Annotated in this window: 15 protein-coding genes and 8 tRNA genes; 22 read left to right on the forward strand and 1 reads right to left on the reverse strand. The window is 45.9% G+C overall.

Annotated elements, in window-relative coordinates; genetic code table 11:
- Positions 1-19 precede the first annotated feature (19 nt).
- From ACN6MV_RS00690 to ACN6MV_RS00765, 16 genes are all read left to right on the forward strand, one after another.
- Positions 20-111 (forward strand) — tRNA-Ser (locus ACN6MV_RS00690).
- 30 nt (positions 112-141) lie between these two features.
- Positions 142-218, forward strand: a tRNA-Met gene (locus ACN6MV_RS00695).
- Positions 219-226: 8 nt separating this feature from the next.
- Positions 227-302 (forward strand) — tRNA-Val (locus tag ACN6MV_RS00700).
- 34 nt (positions 303-336) lie between these two features.
- A tRNA-Thr gene (locus ACN6MV_RS00705) sits at positions 337-412 on the forward strand.
- 13 nt (positions 413-425) lie between these two features.
- A tRNA-Asp gene (locus ACN6MV_RS00710) sits at positions 426-503 on the forward strand.
- Positions 504-568: 65 nt separating this feature from the next.
- Positions 569-641: transfer RNA gene (locus ACN6MV_RS00715), tRNA-Phe, on the forward strand.
- 9 nt (positions 642-650) lie between these two features.
- Positions 651-736 (forward strand) — tRNA-Tyr (locus tag ACN6MV_RS00720).
- A gap of 5 nt (positions 737-741) precedes the next feature.
- A tRNA-Lys gene (locus ACN6MV_RS00725) sits at positions 742-814 on the forward strand.
- 149 nt (positions 815-963) lie between these two features.
- The gene (locus ACN6MV_RS00730; RefSeq protein WP_042123254.1) at positions 964-2,058 is read left to right on the forward strand and encodes a PucR family transcriptional regulator; all 1,095 of its coding nucleotides are present in this window, start codon (positions 964-966) and stop codon (positions 2,056-2,058) included.
- 114 nt (positions 2,059-2,172) lie between these two features.
- Positions 2,173-3,294: an ABC transporter ATP-binding protein gene (locus ACN6MV_RS00735; RefSeq protein WP_042123255.1), complete on the forward strand. Its 1,122-nt coding sequence runs from the start codon at positions 2,173-2,175 to the stop codon at positions 3,292-3,294.
- Between the two features lie 210 nt (positions 3,295-3,504).
- On the forward strand, positions 3,505-4,443 hold the full coding sequence (gene hprK, locus ACN6MV_RS00740) for an HPr(Ser) kinase/phosphatase (protein ID WP_042123257.1): 939 nt from the start codon (positions 3,505-3,507) through the stop codon (positions 4,441-4,443).
- 12 nt (positions 4,444-4,455) lie between these two features.
- Entirely contained in the window at positions 4,456-5,487 is a 1,032-nt protein-coding gene (gene lgt, locus ACN6MV_RS00745; RefSeq protein ID WP_076116239.1) for a prolipoprotein diacylglyceryl transferase, read from the forward strand.
- 5 nt (positions 5,488-5,492) lie between these two features.
- Complete coding sequence (ppaX, locus tag ACN6MV_RS00750; protein WP_419885516.1) at positions 5,493-6,149, forward strand: pyrophosphatase PpaX; 657 nt, start codon at positions 5,493-5,495, stop codon at positions 6,147-6,149.
- Positions 6,146-6,655: an acyltransferase gene (locus ACN6MV_RS00755; protein ID WP_170880188.1), complete on the forward strand. Its 510-nt coding sequence runs from the start codon at positions 6,146-6,148 to the stop codon at positions 6,653-6,655. Before ppaX ends, ACN6MV_RS00755 begins: the two co-directional genes overlap by 4 nt.
- Before the next feature lie 292 nt (positions 6,656-6,947).
- The gene (locus ACN6MV_RS00760) at positions 6,948-8,144 is read left to right on the forward strand and encodes an acyltransferase (protein ID WP_419885517.1); all 1,197 of its coding nucleotides are present in this window, start codon (positions 6,948-6,950) and stop codon (positions 8,142-8,144) included.
- 43 nt (positions 8,145-8,187) lie between these two features.
- Positions 8,188-9,342: an acyltransferase gene (locus ACN6MV_RS00765; protein ID WP_042123268.1), complete on the forward strand. Its 1,155-nt coding sequence runs from the start codon at positions 8,188-8,190 to the stop codon at positions 9,340-9,342.
- Positions 9,343-9,420: 78 nt separating this feature from the next.
- Here ACN6MV_RS00765 and gntK read toward each other — a convergent pair whose 3' ends face one another.
- Positions 9,421-10,941 carry a gluconokinase gene (gene gntK / locus ACN6MV_RS00770; protein WP_042131749.1) on the reverse strand — a complete coding sequence of 507 codons (1,521 nt, stop codon included), beginning with the start codon at positions 10,939-10,941 and terminating at the stop codon, positions 9,421-9,423.
- A gap of 348 nt (positions 10,942-11,289) precedes the next feature.
- On the opposite strand from gntK, the gene ACN6MV_RS00775 reads away from it, so the two are divergent.
- The 6 genes from ACN6MV_RS00775 (at position 11,290) to hisA (ending at position 16,664) form a co-directional block, all read left to right on the forward strand.
- Entirely contained in the window at positions 11,290-12,507 is a 1,218-nt protein-coding gene (locus ACN6MV_RS00775; RefSeq protein WP_042131750.1) for an ATP phosphoribosyltransferase regulatory subunit, read from the forward strand.
- A 69-nt stretch (positions 12,508-12,576) separates the two neighbouring features.
- The gene (hisG, locus tag ACN6MV_RS00780) at positions 12,577-13,215 is read left to right on the forward strand and encodes an ATP phosphoribosyltransferase (protein WP_419885518.1); all 639 of its coding nucleotides are present in this window, start codon (positions 12,577-12,579) and stop codon (positions 13,213-13,215) included.
- A gap of 39 nt (positions 13,216-13,254) precedes the next feature.
- A complete protein-coding gene (hisD, locus tag ACN6MV_RS00785; protein ID WP_042123273.1) occupies positions 13,255-14,565 on the forward strand; it encodes a histidinol dehydrogenase in 1,311 nt (436 codons plus the stop codon).
- Positions 14,552-15,160: an imidazoleglycerol-phosphate dehydratase HisB gene (gene hisB / locus ACN6MV_RS00790; protein WP_042123275.1), complete on the forward strand. Its 609-nt coding sequence runs from the start codon at positions 14,552-14,554 to the stop codon at positions 15,158-15,160. The genes hisD and hisB overlap by 14 nt, the downstream gene beginning before the upstream one ends.
- A gap of 1 nt (position 15,161) precedes the next feature.
- Positions 15,162-15,779 carry an imidazole glycerol phosphate synthase subunit HisH gene (gene hisH, locus ACN6MV_RS00795; RefSeq protein WP_419885519.1) on the forward strand — a complete coding sequence of 206 codons (618 nt, stop codon included), beginning with the start codon at positions 15,162-15,164 and terminating at the stop codon, positions 15,777-15,779.
- Between the two features lie 147 nt (positions 15,780-15,926).
- Positions 15,927-16,664 carry a 1-(5-phosphoribosyl)-5-[(5-phosphoribosylamino)methylideneamino]imidazole-4-carboxamide isomerase gene (hisA, locus tag ACN6MV_RS00800; protein WP_339288765.1) on the forward strand — a complete coding sequence of 246 codons (738 nt, stop codon included), beginning with the start codon at positions 15,927-15,929 and terminating at the stop codon, positions 16,662-16,664.
- Positions 16,665-17,069 lie beyond the last annotated feature (405 nt).

The raw sequence follows: 17,069 nt of genomic DNA on the forward strand, positions 1-17,069 counted from the left end.
TGTGGTACTGATATCGTTTGGAGAGATACCCAAGTGGCTATAAGGGGACCCTCTGCTAAGGGGTTAGACTGCGTAAGCGGTGCGTGGGTTCGAATCCCACTCTCTCCGCCATTTTCAATCCATAGCATTTCTAATTATTGTGGCGGTGTAGCTCAGCTGGCTAGAGCGTACGGTTCATACCCGTGAGGTCGGGGGTTCGATCCCCTTCGCCGCTACCATAATACCTGGAGGCTTAGCTCAGCTGGGAGAGCATCTGCCTTACAAGCAGAGGGTCGGGGGTTCGATCCCCTCAGCCTCCACCATTATTACTTTTTTTAGAAACACTTTTTACACCGTGCCGGTGTAGCTCAACTGGTAGAGCAACTGACTTGTAATCAGTAGGTTGGGGGTTCAAGTCCTCTCGCCGGCACCATTATTACTAATGCGGAACCGTGGTGTAGTTGGCCTAACATGCCTGCCTGTCACGCAGGAGATCGCGAGTTCGAATCTCGTCGGTTCCGCCATTTTTTCCACAAGATTAGGGTGGGAAGTTTAATACTACCACTTTATTTTTATGTCAATTTAATATGGCTCGATAGCTCAGTCGGTAGAGCAGAGGACTGAAAATCCTCGTGTCGGCGGTTCGAATCCGTCTCGAGCCACTTTTCCCTGGGGGATTAGCGAAGTGGCCAAACGCATCAGACTGTAAATCTGCTCACGTACGTGTTCGGTGGTTCGAATCCATCATCCCCCACCATTTATGAGCCATTAGCTCAGTTGGTAGAGCACCTGACTTTTAATCAGGGTGTCGAAGGTTCGAGTCCTTCATGGCTCATCCCAAACAGAAAGTCATCACCTTATGGTGATGGCTTTTTTTGTGTTTTGAAGTTGTATTATAGTAGCGCGCTAATGTAGCGATTAACATAATATAAGAGAATATGCTAAAATAGGCGAAAAGAGCAAAAGTGGTGGAGCATGGTGACTATGGATAGTGAGACATTGCGGAAAAAATTAGAGCAGCTCACCGGAAAGAGAACAGGAATCAAGCAGTTAGGGAGGCAGCATTCAGCTTCTCTTTTTAGCATGGGATTAGAAGCGCAGGATCAGCTGGTAATCCATGAGGGCCATCTCTGGGCACCTTTGTATGAGAGTGACGGACGTATAACCGCTGTTTGGGTAGAAATGGAAGGGCTAAGCTCTCTGGAAGTACAATTGGTCAATTATGCAGTTCGAAATTTTGCTATTGCACTTAAAGCAACAGGGCTTAGAGAAGAAGGCGAAGTGGAGGCGCGGCAGCTTGGCGCCTGGTTAAACACAGAGCTAGAGCAAGAGAAGAATGACACTGAGATTCCGGATGAGATGACCTTAAAGGGGCGTCTGTTCGGTGACATGATTCCATTCCTCCTTAGTAGTGAGATTGCACACAGCCCACAGATAACTTATCGTTCACTGATGAAATTGTTGCGCAGCTATTTTGAGAACGAAATCCTGCTTATTCCTCTTCAAGAAAAGGAATGGTTAATTTTAGCCCGTAAAGAATTGCTTATGGGCGGGGATGATAAGGATGATGAAGAAGAGAGTGTAGATGATCTTCTTGCACAGACTAGTATGGGTTTACATGAGCTGATAGCTAGTGAATGGGTAGGTGTATTCCATTTGGCGGTGGCTCCGGCTATTGTCCCTGTTAAGGGATTAACAGGATCTGTGGCTTTGCTCAGGGAGACGATTGTACTCGGTCGTATTTTTCAAGTAGGAGAGTATATTCATTTACCTTGGGAACTGCATTTGGAACGTTTGGTTAACAGCATACCTGACGTACGCCGTAAACAGCTGCTTGGACAAATTGGTGATTATTCCTCTGTACTATCAGATAAAGAAATGCTGCTGACCTTAGAGACTTTCTTCGAGATGGACTGTAACGTAAGTGAAACCGCCAAGAAGCTATATATCCATCGTAATACGCTGCTATACCGTCTGGATAAGATAAAACAAGAGACTGGGGCAGATGTAAGAAGCTTTGGGGACGCTGCTATTGTGAAGCTTACTATGCTTTTGTATAAAGTGACGAAAAGGAAATAGGTTTTTTGTGAACCTTACAAATAGCCATCGTGTCCTGACTGGGGTAATATAAATGTACAAGGAAACAGAATTTTTATTTTAACTAATTAATAATTAACTCGAGGGGGAAATACAATGGCAGGCGTACGTTTAGAGCATATTTTCAAAAAATACCCGGGTTCAGATAAAGCGACAGTAATCGATATCAATCTTGATATTAAAGATAAGGAATTTCTAGTATTGGTTGGACCTTCCGGTTGCGGTAAATCCACAACTTTGCGTATGATCGCTGGTTTGGAAGAAATCTCTGAAGGTAAAATGTACATTGGCGATCGTGTAGTTAACGACGTTGCACCTAAAGACCGCGATATCGCGATGGTATTCCAATCCTACGCCCTGTATCCGCATATGAGCGTATACCAAAACATGGCTTTCGGTTTGAAACTTCGTAAAGTGAAGAAGGATGAAATCGACAAGAAAGTTCGCGAAGCTGCTAAAATTCTCGATATCGAGCATTTGCTAGATCGTAAACCAAAAGCGCTTTCCGGTGGTCAACGCCAACGTGTCGCTTTGGGACGCGCTATCGTACGTGATCCACAAGTCTTCTTGATGGATGAGCCTCTTTCCAACTTGGATGCTAAACTTCGTGGTCAAATGCGTGCTGAAATCACTAAACTGGTTAAACGCCTTGAAACCACTTGTATCTACGTAACGCATGACCAAACAGAAGCTATGACAATGGGTGATCGCATCGTAGTTATGTATGATGGTATCATTCAACAAGCAGCTTCCCCTGAAGAGTTGTACAATGAACCTACAAACTTGTTCGTAGCTGGATTTATCGGATCCCCTACAATGAACTTTATCAATGGTACTTTGTCTGAAGTAAGCGGTTCTATCCGTTTCCGTGCTGAGAACCTTGATGTTGAAGTACCAGGCGGAAAAGCACAAATCATCCGCAACAAAGGTTACATCGGTAAAGAAGTAATCATGGGCGTTCGTCCAGAAGATATCCATGAAGAGCCAGTATTCTTGGAAGCTTCCCCGAACACAATCTTTACTTCATTGGTTGATGTTACTGAAAACCTTGGTCATGAAATGCTCCTTTACTTGAGCGGCCTTGGTAAATCTACTGTAATCGCTCGTGTAGATGGACGTTCCACTACTCGCGAAGGCAGCAAGCCAAAATTGGCTATCGACATGAACAAAATTCACTTCTTTGATAAAGAATCCGAAGCTAACATTTTGTTGGGATAAGATTGTAAAGATCTTTTCTCTCTTGATAAAGCCACCCGAAAGGGTGGCTTTATTGTTTAGATGGACCCTGTTTGGTTAGGCGCTAAGATTGCATTCATAGGCGTTATCAATTAAGATAGCAGGAGAATTACCTCCGGAATGTAATGAGATCGCTGCCAACCGGACGCAGTAAGCGGACAAATACCGCATGTGACGAAAGGACGAACTTACATGGCTAAGAAAGTAAAAGTATCTGAATTGGTACAGCATTTTCAATTAGAGGTTATTTCCGGCCAGGAAGGTCTAAAGAGACCCATTACGGTCGATGACCTGAATCGCCCTGGACTAGAGATTGCTGGTTATTTTGAATATTATCCAGAAGAACGTGTTCAATTGCTAGGCAAAACAGAACTCGCTTTTTTCTCCATGCTGCCTGAAGCTGAGCGGAAAAGTCGACTTCGTGGAATTTGTAATGATAACACACCTTGTATTGTAATTACACGTGGTTTGGATGTGCCTCAGGAGTTAATTGACATAAGTAATGAAAAGGCCCTTCCTGTGCTTCGGAGCTCCATGGCTACGACTATTTTCTCCAGCCGGTTGACGAGCTTCTTAGAAGGAAAATTAGCCCCTACAGCGACGATCCATGGCGTACTTTGTGATGTATATGGTGTAGGTATGCTAATCACGGGTAGTAGTGGGATTGGTAAAAGTGAAACAGCACTTGAACTTGTAAAACGCGGACATCGCTTGATTGCTGATGATGCCGTAGAAATCCGTCAGACTTCAGATAACCAGCTGCATGGTACAGCACCTGAGTTAATCCGTCATTTACTGGAGATCCGTGGAGTAGGTATCATTAATGTAATGACACTGTTTGGTGCGGGTGCCATTCGTAATCATAAACGGATTACACTTGTTGTTAGATTGGAAGCTTGGCAGCAAGACAAGCAATATGACCGGCTTGGACTCGACGAGGAAACGACACGGATTATCGACACCGATGTTCCACTTGTAACGATTCCTGTACGCCCAGGACGTAACCTTGCTGTTATTATTGAGGTTGCAGCGATGAACTATCGCCTGAAACAAATGGGCTTTAATGCAGCCCTGCAGTTTACAAATAAGTTAACTGCGACCATATCTGAAGATATGGATGATCTCGATTAGGAGTGTGAGAGAATGTTCCCATTAGCACTAAATCCTATTGTCTTCTCAATTGGATCACTGCAAGTACACTGGTATGGATTAATACTAGGTTTCGGTGCACTCGCGGGGTTATATCTTGCGATCCGCGAGGGCAAACGGTTTGGTATCCCACAAGAATTCTTTATGGATATGCTGCTGCTAGGTGTGCCCTCAGCCATTATCGGGGCGCGGATTTATTTTGTAGCATTTAAATGGGAGGATTATAAGGATAACTTAATAGATGTCTTTAAGATCTGGAACGGTGGCATTGCCATTTACGGTGCATTAATTGGAGCCATTATTTGTGGAATTATATATTTCCGCTATAAAGGCTACCCCTTCTGGCGTATCGTTGACATTTGTGCACCCGGACTACTTGCCGGACAAATGATTGGACGCTGGGGGAACTTTGTCAACCAAGAGGCATACGGCAGCGTGGTTGAAGAGTCTTTTTTACGGGATAAACTGCATTTACCTGACTTCATTGTGAACCAAATGTACATAGGGGATGCTTTTCATCATCCAACCTTCCTATATGAATCTCTTTGGAGCTTACTGGGCATCGCACTTCTCATGGTCCTCCGTCGTCAGAAATTTGTGCGTGCCGGTGAGATCTTCATGTCTTACTTTATATGGTATTCCATCGGTCGTTTCTTCATAGAAGCCATACGTACGGACAGCTTGGCGTTTAATGGAACTGCAGGTTTGGCATCCTTTATGAACGGATTGTGGAAACCGATGGAATGGCTAGGTTTTGAACAAGGATACTTGGACCCAAGCTATGGAAATATCCGTATTTCCCAGCTACTTGCTCTACTGATCATCGTTGCAGCTATACTGCTTATCATTATTCGTAGGGTCACCGGAGAGCCTAAAGCACATTATTCTGATCCTATCGTATGTACTAAACCGATCAAAGCAGATACCGTAGTGCCAGAAAGTGCAGTAAATACACCGCAGAAAGCTCGTCATGGGGCACAACCTGAACAAGGACAGCCTGCGGATGGAGATAAGAAGGAGCAGTAAAGCTTATGATAGAATGCGTTCTTTTTGATCTGGATGGAACGATTGTCGATACGAATGAACTAATTATTAGTTCGTTTATGTACGCGCTGAAGGACAATGGTCTGGCTCCACTCACCAGGGAAGAGATTATTCCGCATATGGGCACGACCCTTCAGCAACAGATGAGAGTCTTCTCTGGACTTGAGGATGTAAGTGGTGCACTAGAAAGATCCTACCGTTCTTATAATTATGAACATCACGATGAGTTAGTACGTCCCTTTCCTCATGTGAATGAGACGATGGAGGAGCTCAAACGTCGTGGGATTAAAATGGGGATTGTAACCACAAAAATTCGTCCAACAACGATTAAATCGCTTGAGATGTTTGATTTGCTAAAGTACATGGATACGATTGTGACGGTGAACGATGTTACTGAACCCAAGCCACATCCAGAGCCTGTTCTGACGGCAGTCAATAACCTTGGCGTTGATCCTCGTAAAACGCTTATGGTGGGTGACAGTACGGTTGATATTCAGTCAGCAAAAGCTGCTGGTGTATATGCGGCTGGCGTATCGTGGTCATTAAAAGGCGAAGAGACTCTCCGCAAGTATGATCCCGACTATATCATCCATAACATGAAGGATATTATAGAAATTGTGGAACGAGGAACGAGTGAATCGTGAGAAACGTAACCCGATATCCTGTAGAAGGTCATAACTCACTTTGGTACATTTACCGTACGGTCAGCCCATGGAAGGGTGTCCGCAACTTTATTTTTATTCAAATCGCACGTTATTGCCCGATTCTACCGTTAAAGAATTGGATCTATCGTCGGATTCTCGGTATGAAGGTTGGGAAGCATACCTCCTTCGGTCTGATGGCGATGGTGGATGTGTTTTTTCCGGAAAAAATAACGGTGGGTGAGAACTCTATTATCGGTTATAACACGACGATTCTGGCGCATGAGTATCTAATTAAGGAATATCGGCTAGGTGAAGTAGTGATTGGTGAAAATGTATTGATCGGCGCGAATACAACGATTCTTCCCGGTGTGACCATCGGTGATTGGGCAGTTATTGCCGCAGGATCAGTAGTACACAAGGATGTGGCAGCCGGATCTTTTGTCGGAGGCAATCCGCTGCGAGAGCTGCGCCCATCTTCATCGGTAGATTCCTCGGAACAAGTGTAAAAGATGCTTCGTAAACCCTGCAGTTTCATATTGCGTTTTTTTAGCGCAGGATCTGCAGGGTTTCTTGCGTCTTGGAGAAACTTATTAAGGAAACTTTAAGATCTTCTTAAGTTTTTCAAACAGATGCATTCGATATAATAATCGTTAGTGATAAGGCGAATCCCACGCTAGGCATTCAGCTTCTAATATCAGAATGTAAAATCAGCAGGTGCAGGCTTCCTGATATTTCAGTTTCAACATTCCGCTTAGCGTCTCTATGAACAACCATCATAGTAGAGAAGAGGAATAGAACATGAACACTGCGAGACAGGAAAGACTGCCCCAACTGGATATTTTCAGAGCATTAGCTATATTAGGTGTATTGCATGTGCATTCCTCATCTTTTGCTGCTGGAGAGCAGGCACTGCATTCTCCTTATTATTACTGGCTGAACTGGATGAACATTTTCTTTAAATTCGGCACGCCTTCATTTATTTTCCTTAGCAGCTTCGTATTGTTTTATAATTATTATGGTCGTCCTGTGACACGCAGCTTGATCATTAATTTCTATCGTCGTCGATTAAAGTATATTTTACTGCCCTATTTTCTAGCTTCTGTAGGGTACTATGCACTAACCTTATATGTGAACGGACGATTGACACAGAACCTCGGAGACAACTTGTTAAGCTTTTCTAGAGCGTTATTCTCGGGTTCAGCCTATGCTCATCTGTATTTTGTGTTTATTAGTATTCAGTTTTATGTGCTTTTTCCAGTGCTGCTTAAGCTGTTGCAGAGCTCCCGATTCTTAGTACGATGGGCGGTTCCGCTCGGGTTTGCTCTTCAGTGGGGGTTTATTTTCTGGAATAAGTACGAACTGCACATTGTTGAAAAAGGGAGCTTGGCGATCTCCTATTTAGCTTATTATATGATGGGTGCTTATATTGCCATTCACTTTGAGAAGGTGAAGCAATGGCTGATAAAGCCATGGACAGAGCTGCCTGCTAAGCAAAAGGGATGGACTGCCCTATTAGTGAGCTTGTGGTTAATTGCAGCCTTTATCCATGTGCAGCTATGGTATGTGGCCCGCCATTTTGGGGTGTGGACGGATTCGCTGTGGTACGAGCTGTTATGGAATGTCCATACGATATTGTCAGCGTTGGTGCTGCTGTATGCTGCATTTTTGATCCACCGTAGGGCTCCACGCAGGATGGGCGCTTTTTTGACTCGTCTGGGTGAGCTGTCATTTGCAATTTATTTGATTCATCCGCTATTGCTGGCGATATATCGCAGGTTCCGATATCATATTCCCCTAGAGTCGCTAACTTATGTTTTCTTTATCTATGGAGGACTTGCGTTTGCGCTGGGAGGAAGCTGGTTCATGGTGCAGTTTGCTTTTCGCCGAATTCCTAAGTTATGGATCTTCTTAGGGAGTGTTCCTCGGTCTTTAGAGTCTAGTTCCAAGGTAAAGTCAGGACATGCCTCTGATGAGATGAGGAAGGTTAATACTTGATTAAGGCATCATTTGGATGCGGAGCTTAACAGGAGGAAAGATCATGAAACAAAAAGAAAGAATTCCGCAGCTGGATATTTTCCGCGCGATTGCTATTTTTGCAGTGCTAGCTATTCATGCGACTTCGCGAACGTTGGCGGAGACATTAGGTACAAACATGTTTCATCCGTTCTTATTTATTAATAAATTCAGCCAGTTCGCCGTACCTTCATTCATATTTTTAAGTGGGTTCGTGCTGTTCTATAACTATATTGATCGTCCACTGGGCGGAAAGACGCTGGGGAAGTTCTACAGTAGAAGGCTGCTTTATATTATTGTGCCCTATGTGCTATTCTCGCTGCTATATTTCGCTTTAAAAATGACGGCCGGTCATACATGGAGCTTACCTCCAGGGGAGATGGCTTCTAAGCTTTGGAAGTATTTATGGACAGGAACGGCATATACGCATTTGTATTACATTATTATCATTATTCAGTTCTACGTATTATTTCCGCTTATTCTGTGGTGTCTGCAAAAGGTTCGCCGTCTGGCGGCTTGGGCGCCGCTAATCGGATTAATTCTACAATGGGGTTTCGTACTACTGAATAAATACATGACTAATAACGGGTATTGGCAGTTGTCCAAAGGCAGTCTGGCAATCACTTATTTCTCGTATTTCTTGCTGGGTGCTGGGATTGCAGTATATTATTCTTCTTTGAAAAAATGGCTGGTACCTTCACGTGAAGGCTGGCGCACTGGTAAAGGTCCGGTATGGATTACATTGTGGTTGTTATGGATCGTAGCAGGGATTGTTCATGTTGAGCTATGGTTTAACAACTATACGAAGAAAACAGTCATTAATAGTTTATGGTATGAGGGATTCTCTAACCTCCATGCGCTGCTCTCTTGCTTGGTGCTGCTGCAAGTATCCTTCTTACTGTACGGAGCGGGCCGAAGCTTGCTTACAAGATTGTTGTTATCTGCCGGAGCCTGCTCTTTCGGAATTTATCTGCTTCACCCTTTACTGCTATTTTTCTATAGAAAAATACCGTTTCACGGGGGCTCTCTTGCCTATACCGCAGCAATTGCTGGGGGTTGGCTCTTTGCATTGTTAGGTTCATGGCTGGTAGTGGCTGTAGCCTTCCGATATCTTAAATCAGCTTGGATCATTTTCGGATCGGGTCCACAAAAATCGAAAACGAATTCCAAAGGTGCGTAACTAAGTTATGCATTAATGGTAATAAAGAAAGCGTCGGTATTCCACCATTGGGTGGATTGACCGACGCTTTTTAATTTATTATATTTGCCGCTGAAATTCTGCAATGGCTTGATACTGGCTTTCAAGACTACGGTAAACAGAAATATAAATCGGTAGCAGCTGTTTGTATATTTTGGTATGTTCATCTATTGGATCATGCTTATAGGTTGAACCGATCATGTCAAACACCACATCAAAAGAATCGACTCGACCTGTTGCATAAAGGCCAAGTACAACCGCCCCGAGGCAGGAGCTCTCGATACTCTCCGGAATGACAACCTCCTGATCAAAGATATCAGCCATCATCTGCCGCCACACCGAGGAGCGGGCGAAGCCGCCTGTGGCTAGGATTCTGCTTGGGCGTCCGATTTGCTCTTCCATAGCAAGAAGTACCATATACATATTGAAGATTACGCCCTCAAGTACTGACCGAATCATATGTTCTTTATGGTGATTCATAGATAGGCCAAAGAAGGAGCCGCGGGCATCCGGATTCCACAGTGGTGCCCGTTCACCAGTTAAGTAGGGATGGAACAGAAGCCCACCGCTGCCTGGTGGAACCTGCTCCGCGATGCGGGTCAGCACCTCATAAGGGTCAATGCCAAGACGTTTGGCGGTTTCGACTTCGGAGGCGGCGAACTCATCCCGTACCCAACGGAACAGCATACCGCCATTATTAACCGGTCCTCCGACTACCCAATGATTTGGAGTTAGATTATAACAGAAGGTCCGTCCTTTGGGGTCTGTTAGCGGGTGATCCACTACGGTACGTATTGCTCCGCTGGTTCCAATCGTAGCGGCCACTACACCGGGTTTAATGGCACCTACGCCGAGGTTGGATAAGACGCCGTCACTGGCTCCAACAACAAATGGGGTTGTAGGGAGCAGTAAGAGCTGCTCTGCCAGACCGGGAAGCAGTCCATGCATAATCTGCGTGGTGGGAACAAGCCGCGAGAGCTGATCCGCTGTGATATGGGCAATCTCTAAAGCTTCTTTATCCCATTCTAGATTCTCCAGATTGAGCATGCCTGTGCAAGAGGCAATGGAATGATCAATGATGTATTCGCCAAACAGTCTTGCGAATATGTATTCTTTTATGGAAATAAATTTATAGGTTTGGTGGAATACGTCCGGCTGCTCTTCGCGAAGCCACATTAGCTTGGTGATCGGAGACATGGGGTGTATAGGTGTTCCTGTACGCAGATACAATTCATGGCCGTTTAGCTCCTCCTTTAAACGAAGTGCGCATCCGGCGCTGCGATTATCGGCCCATGTGATGCAGGCAGTTAGGGCTTTACCCAGTTTATCAACTGCAATGACACTGTGCATGGCTGAGCTGAAGGAGACGAATAGGATTGCATCCGCAGAGACACCGCTTTGCCGCATAACAGCAGAGATAGTATGGAAAACTGCATTCAGGATTTGCTCTGGGTCTTGCTCCGCTATTGAGGGTAAGGGCTGATGTAAAGGATATCCTACATTAGCTTGTGCAACTATGGCTCCTTTTTCCTCGAAGAGAACTGCCTTGGTACTCGTAGTTCCGATATCAACGCCAATCATATAGGATTTAGTCACGCATTAGCCCTTCTTTCTAGTTGTGGGTAGATTTTTAGAACACAAATTACAGAATTATGAAGTACAATCATATTAGCTCATTATAGTATTGGATAAACGTGGAGGCAAAATAAAGGGATTCCCAAGTTTTGGTTCGAAGTACATAAGTGTTTAATTTAGACAAGCTTAAGCATACAAGCATTTGAAATGAAGTTATAGGCTTTACCCCGTTTGATTGACGAAAAAGCAGTGAACATGATACGATATTGAAAATACTTTAATTTGCTACCACTTTACCATAGTAAAGTAAACATAAACAGTATCTAATGATAACTGACGAGGTGAACAATGAAGATGTCCAAACCAAAGGGATTTGAGAAGCCGTCTGGCGTTCGGGACTATCTGCCCCGGGCCGTAACAAAATTACGCAAAATTGAGAATGATGTCCTGCATTGTATGAGTCGCTGGGGTTATCAGCAAATGATGACTCCGACGCTAGAATATTACGATACGGTTGGCGTGGCTAGCTCAACGTCCGACCAAAAGCTTTATAAATTGCTCAACAATCGTGGTCAGGCGCTAGTGCTTCGTTCTGAAATGACTGCTCCAGTTGCCCGTGTTGTTGCATCTTTATTGAAGGATGAGCCATTACCATTGCGGTTATCCTATCACGCTAATGTCTTCCGTGCCATAGAGGAAGAAGCAGGGCGGGAAGCGGAGTTCTTCCAGACAGGGGTCGAGCTGGTAGGTGATGACTCACCTGAGGCTGATGCTGAAGTAGTAGCGCTCGCGATTTCATCGTTGCAGGCTGCGGGTGTGAAGTCTTTTAAAATCGCTATGGGGCATGTCGGTTTTCTGAATGGTTTATTTCAAGAGGCACTTCCAGAATTACCGGAGGTTCAAGAGGAGCTGAAGAGTCATTTGCTGGGCCGTGACTATGTCTCTTTCCGTGAGACCTTACGGAGACTGGATCTGACGGAAGCTCAGAAGAATGAACTGGATGGATTGCTGCGTTTACGTGGGGGTAAGGAGATCTGTGGACAGGCACTAGAGCTTAGCAGTCATCCGCTTGCCCGTCATTCGATAGACCATTTGTGTAAGGTATGGGAGGTACTAGTCTCTTACGGGGTATCACAGCATGTACTGATTGATCTGACGATGATCGGGGACTTTTCCTATTATACAGGTATGACATTTGAAGGGTATGCAGCAGAATTAGGATTTCCGGTATGCAGTGGAGGTAGATATGACAATCTGCTGCAGCAGTTTGGCCGTCCGATCCCATCCACAGGGTTTTCTTTAAAAACAAATCGAATTCTCGATGGTGTGACCGGCTCAAACGAAGAGGAAGAGCTACCCATCTTAATCCAATATGATGCTACTCGCAGAAAAGAAGGTCTGGAAGAGGCAACACGCTTGCGGTCGGAAGGTCACGCAGTAGTGACTAGATTGGCAGCAGGACCAGAAGAGCTTGAAACGGTGAAGCGTTTGGATACGGACACAGTCGAAGCAGAGGGTGTGCGGTACGGAGAAATCTATACCTTTGTGTCTTTTATAAGTGAGCATGGCTGAGATATCGCTAGTAAGAATGAGCGATTAAGATAAATTTTGCATGGAGATGGAAAAGGAGGCAACTTAACGATGGCACAGATTTTGAAGGTCGCTATGCCCAAAGGTCGGATTTATGAAAAGGCTGCTGAGCTGTTCCGCCAGGCAGGTCTCCCGATTCCACCAGATGGTGAGGCATCCCGCAAGCTTGTTATTCCACTGCCTGAGGCAGGGATGGAGTTTATATTAGCGAAACCAGTAGATGTACCTACATATGTAGAATATGGTGTGGCGGATATTGGAATCGTGGGCAAGGACGTATTGCTGGAGGAAGATCGTGATGTATATGAGCTGCTTGATCTTGGCATTGCTCGATGCCGGATGTCGATCATTGGATTGCCGAACTGGCAGCCGGGAATTCAGCAGCGTGTGGCGACGAAATATCCGAATGTAGCATCAAAGTATTTCCGGGAACAGGGACAACAGGTCGAGGTTGTGAAACTAAATGGTTCAATTGAGCTTGCGCCGCTGATTGGTCTCGCTGATCGTATCGTGGATATGGTAGAAACCGGGCAAACGCTGCGGGATAATGGGTTAATTGAAATGAAGAGCATATTCGAAATTACGAGCCGCCTTGTGGCGAATCGTGTGAGCTATCGGATGAAAAATGAAGAGATACAGCAGCTGTGTGATCGACTGCATGCAGTTATAGGAGAACCTAATTTGCGGTAGGTGGCAAGAGATGTTAAGGGGTAAAGGGAGGAACCAGCGATGAAGGTTGTATCGAGCAAGGATTTTAAGCTAGAGCGAGAAGTGGAGTATGGAACACCGGAGCAAAATAAGGCGGTAAAGGAAATTGTGGCCGCTATTAAAAAAGAAGGAGACACGGCGCTTCTTCGCTACACGGAGCAATTTGACGGTGTTGCGCTTACGCCTAATCAGCTACGGGTAACCCCGGAAGAGCTTCAGGCGGCATATGGTCGAGTAGAAGAATCTTTCGTATCCGCTATTCAAGCGGCCGCAGCAAATATCCGGGCTTTTCATGCTAGACAGAAACGGAATTCGTGGATGGACTTGCAGCCTGATGGTACGATTCTGGGGCAGATTATTCGTCCGCTGAAGCGGGTAGGGGTATATGTTCCTGGCGGCAAGGCAGCTTATCCTTCCTCGGTGCTGATGAACGTGATCCCTGCGCAGATCGCGGGCGTGCCGGAGATCGTTATGGTAACCCCGCCATCCACCGGCGGCAAAGAAGGAATTGATCCTTACATCCTGGTCGCTGCCGCAGAAGCAGGTGTGAATGAAATCTACCGTGTGGGCGGAGCGCAGGCGGTAGCTGCTTTGGCTTTTGGGACGGAGAGCATAGCACCGGTAGATAAGATATGTGGACCCGGCAATATATACGTTGCGCTGGCGAAACGCGAGGTATATGGCGCCGTGGACATCGACAGTATCGCGGGACCAAGCGAGATTGTCGTGCTCGCAGATGAGACCGCTGAGCCGGCCTATGTCGCAGCGGATCTGCTCTCGCAGGCCGAGCATGACGAGATGGCCTCAGCGATTCTGGTTACGCCATCGCAGAGCTTGGCGGATAGTGTGGCAGCCGAAGTGGAGCGTCAGCTACAGGAGCTGCCCCGTCAGGCGATCGCCCGTTCATCAGTAGAGAACTACGGCGCGATCATTGTTGTGGAATCTATGGAGGAGGGAATCTCCGTAGTGAATCGTTTGGCGCCAGAGCATCTAGAGATTGTTGTCGAGGATCCGATGGGTCTTGTGGGCAGCATCGAGAATGCTGGAGCGATCTTCTTGGGAGCATATAGCTCCGAGCCCGTGGGCGATTATTTTGCCGGACCAAATCATATTATTCCGACCAATGGTACAGCACGGTTCTCGTCACCAGTGGACGTGGATGATTTTATAAAGAAATCAAGTCTGATCTATTACAGTAAGGAAGCCCTCCTTCGAGATGGGAAGACCATTATAGAGCTGGCACGTCGCGAAGGCTTAGAAGGTCACGCACGAGCTATTGAGATTCGATTAGAGAATGAAGGAAAAGGTGGAGACGGATATGGAGAACAATAATGAACAGGCCTTGCGCCAGTCGGGGCTAAGCCGTAAAACAAACGAGACGGATATCAAGCTGTCTCTTAACGTAGATGGAAGTGGAGTTTCCGAGCTGGAGACGGATGTTCCTTTTTTGAATCATATGCTGGATTTGTTTACGAAGCACGGTCAGTTTGATCTATCTGTACAGGCCCGTGGAGATATCGAAATTGATGATCACCACACGGTTGAAGACATTGGGATCTGCCTAGGTCAAGCATTGTACGAAGCACTAGGTGATAAAAAAGGAATCAAACGTTATGCGAGTGTTTTTGTACCGATGGATGAGGCGTTGGCACAGGTTGTAATCGATATTAGCAATCGGCCGCACTTTGAATATCGCGCAACGTATCCTTCACAGCAGGTGGGCAGCTTTTCGACGGAGCTTGTTCAGGAGTTCTTATGGAAGTTCGCACTTGAAGCTCGGATTACGCTGCATGTGATCGTACACTACGGTTCTAACACTCATCACATGATTGAGGCTGTATTCAAGGCTCTCGGACGTGCGCTCGATGAAGCGACACTGATTGACCCGCGTGTGAAGGGTGTGCCTTCTACGAAGGGAGTGCTGTAGCATGACTGTTGCAATCGTCGATTATGGCATGGGCAACCTGCACAGTGTGAGCAAGGCGGTAGAACGTCTCGGTTATGAGTGTGTTGTGACAGGGGATGCCGAGAAAATTCTCGCTGCTGATAGTGTCATTCTGCCAGGTGTCGGTGCATTTGGCGATGCGATGGAGCAGCTGCGGGAAAGCGGTTTGGATCTAGTGGTCAAACAGGTAGCAGCCGGAACCCAGCCGCTGCTTGGCATTTGTCTTGGCATGCAGCTGCTATTTAGCAGTGGTGAAGAGCATGGCAGTTATGAGGGACTTGATATTCTCTCAGGTTCGGTGGTGCGGTTCGCTCCTAGAGATGGCTATAAAGTACCGCATATGGGGTGGAACAAGCTGAGCTTTAGGCAGCCGCAAAGTCCGCTTTTTGCAGATCTTGATGAGGGGCATGTGTATTTCGTTCACTCTTATCACGCGCTTGTAGCGAAAGAGAGCGATTTGCTGGCTGTCACCGATTATGGTTACCCAGTCACAGCTATAGTGGGGCAAGATAATGTGTTCGGCATGCAGTTCCATCCGGAGAAAAGCGGGGAGCTGGGCATCAAGCTGCTGGGTAATTTTTTGAAATATAAGAAAGTATAAGTTTCACAATACACTTTATCCTTATATTTCTCGCTTAAACGCTTACCGTCCTTATTAGGACGGCGAAGGCGTTTATACTTGAAATTAAAGGGAGAGCGGGCGTAAGCCGCGCTATAAATATAATGTAACGAAAGTGGGGAGCGCCAAATGTCTTCTTTTATTGTATATCCGGCGATTGATATCCGGGATGGAAAATGTGTCAGGCTGCAACAAGGGGATTACAGTCAGGAAACGATATACAATGATAGTCCACTGGAAGTAGCAAAATCATGGGAAGAGCAAGGCGGAAAGTTCATTCATTTGGTGGACTTGGACGGTGCGAAAGCAGGTCATCCTGTGAATGATGCGATTATCGGCGCTATTGCTGCTAATGCTAATGTGCCTGTTCAAGTGGGCGGTGGCCTTCGTAATCTTGCGGACGTGGAAAAATTGCTCGGACTTGGCGTTAGCCGCGTTATTATCGGCACTGCTGCAATTAATGACCATGCTTTTACCGAAGCGGTATTGGCTAAATACGGTGATAAAGTAGCTATCGGCATTGATGCGCGCAACGGGTTTGTTGCGACACACGGCTGGTTGAACACCTCTGAAGTACGGGCCGAGGATCTTGCTAAGGAACTGGCTGCAAAAGGAGCGGAAACGTTCATTTACACCGATATCTCCCGCGATGGGATGATGCAGGGTCCAAACGTGGAGGGCATTGTGTCCATGGCGAAGGTCAGCGGCAAAACGGTGATCGCTTCCGGCGGAGTCACCAGTCTTGATGATCTGTTACGTCTAAACGTGCATAGCGGTAGCGGTGTGGGTGGAGCTATTGTTGGCAAGGCGTTGTACACGGGCAATATCGATCTTTCCAAAGCTTTGCAGGCACTCGGGCAGAAGTAGTGCTGATTATGTGCGTTAGTTGACGAACCTGACTAATTAACTCGTTCTTACTCTGTGAAAAATTGCATTTATAGGGATTTTGGTTGTATTTAGTGCAATAGAACGTTGAACTAGGCTTATAGTCACCAGCTACCGAGTGACTAAGTTGGTAGAACGGGACAGTACTCCTCAGATGGATGATATAAGTGTACTTCATACAACTATTATTCCAGTTAAGAGCGTGTTTGCTAATTTAATTGTATTTCGTGCAGCTATAAATGAGAGTTGAGCTTATATCTAAGCTCATTCCCGGATTTAATTGTACGAAATGCAGTTAAACGCCTGGTTTGCTGTACGGACGATGAAATAACTGCACGTTGTGCAACTAAATGAGTCGATTATTTCATGAGCGCGAGCCCACAGGCT

This window comes from Paenibacillus sp. B-A-8, from assembly GCF_048572915.1.
Taxonomy (GTDB): domain Bacteria; phylum Bacillota; class Bacilli; order Paenibacillales; family Paenibacillaceae; genus Paenibacillus_AQ.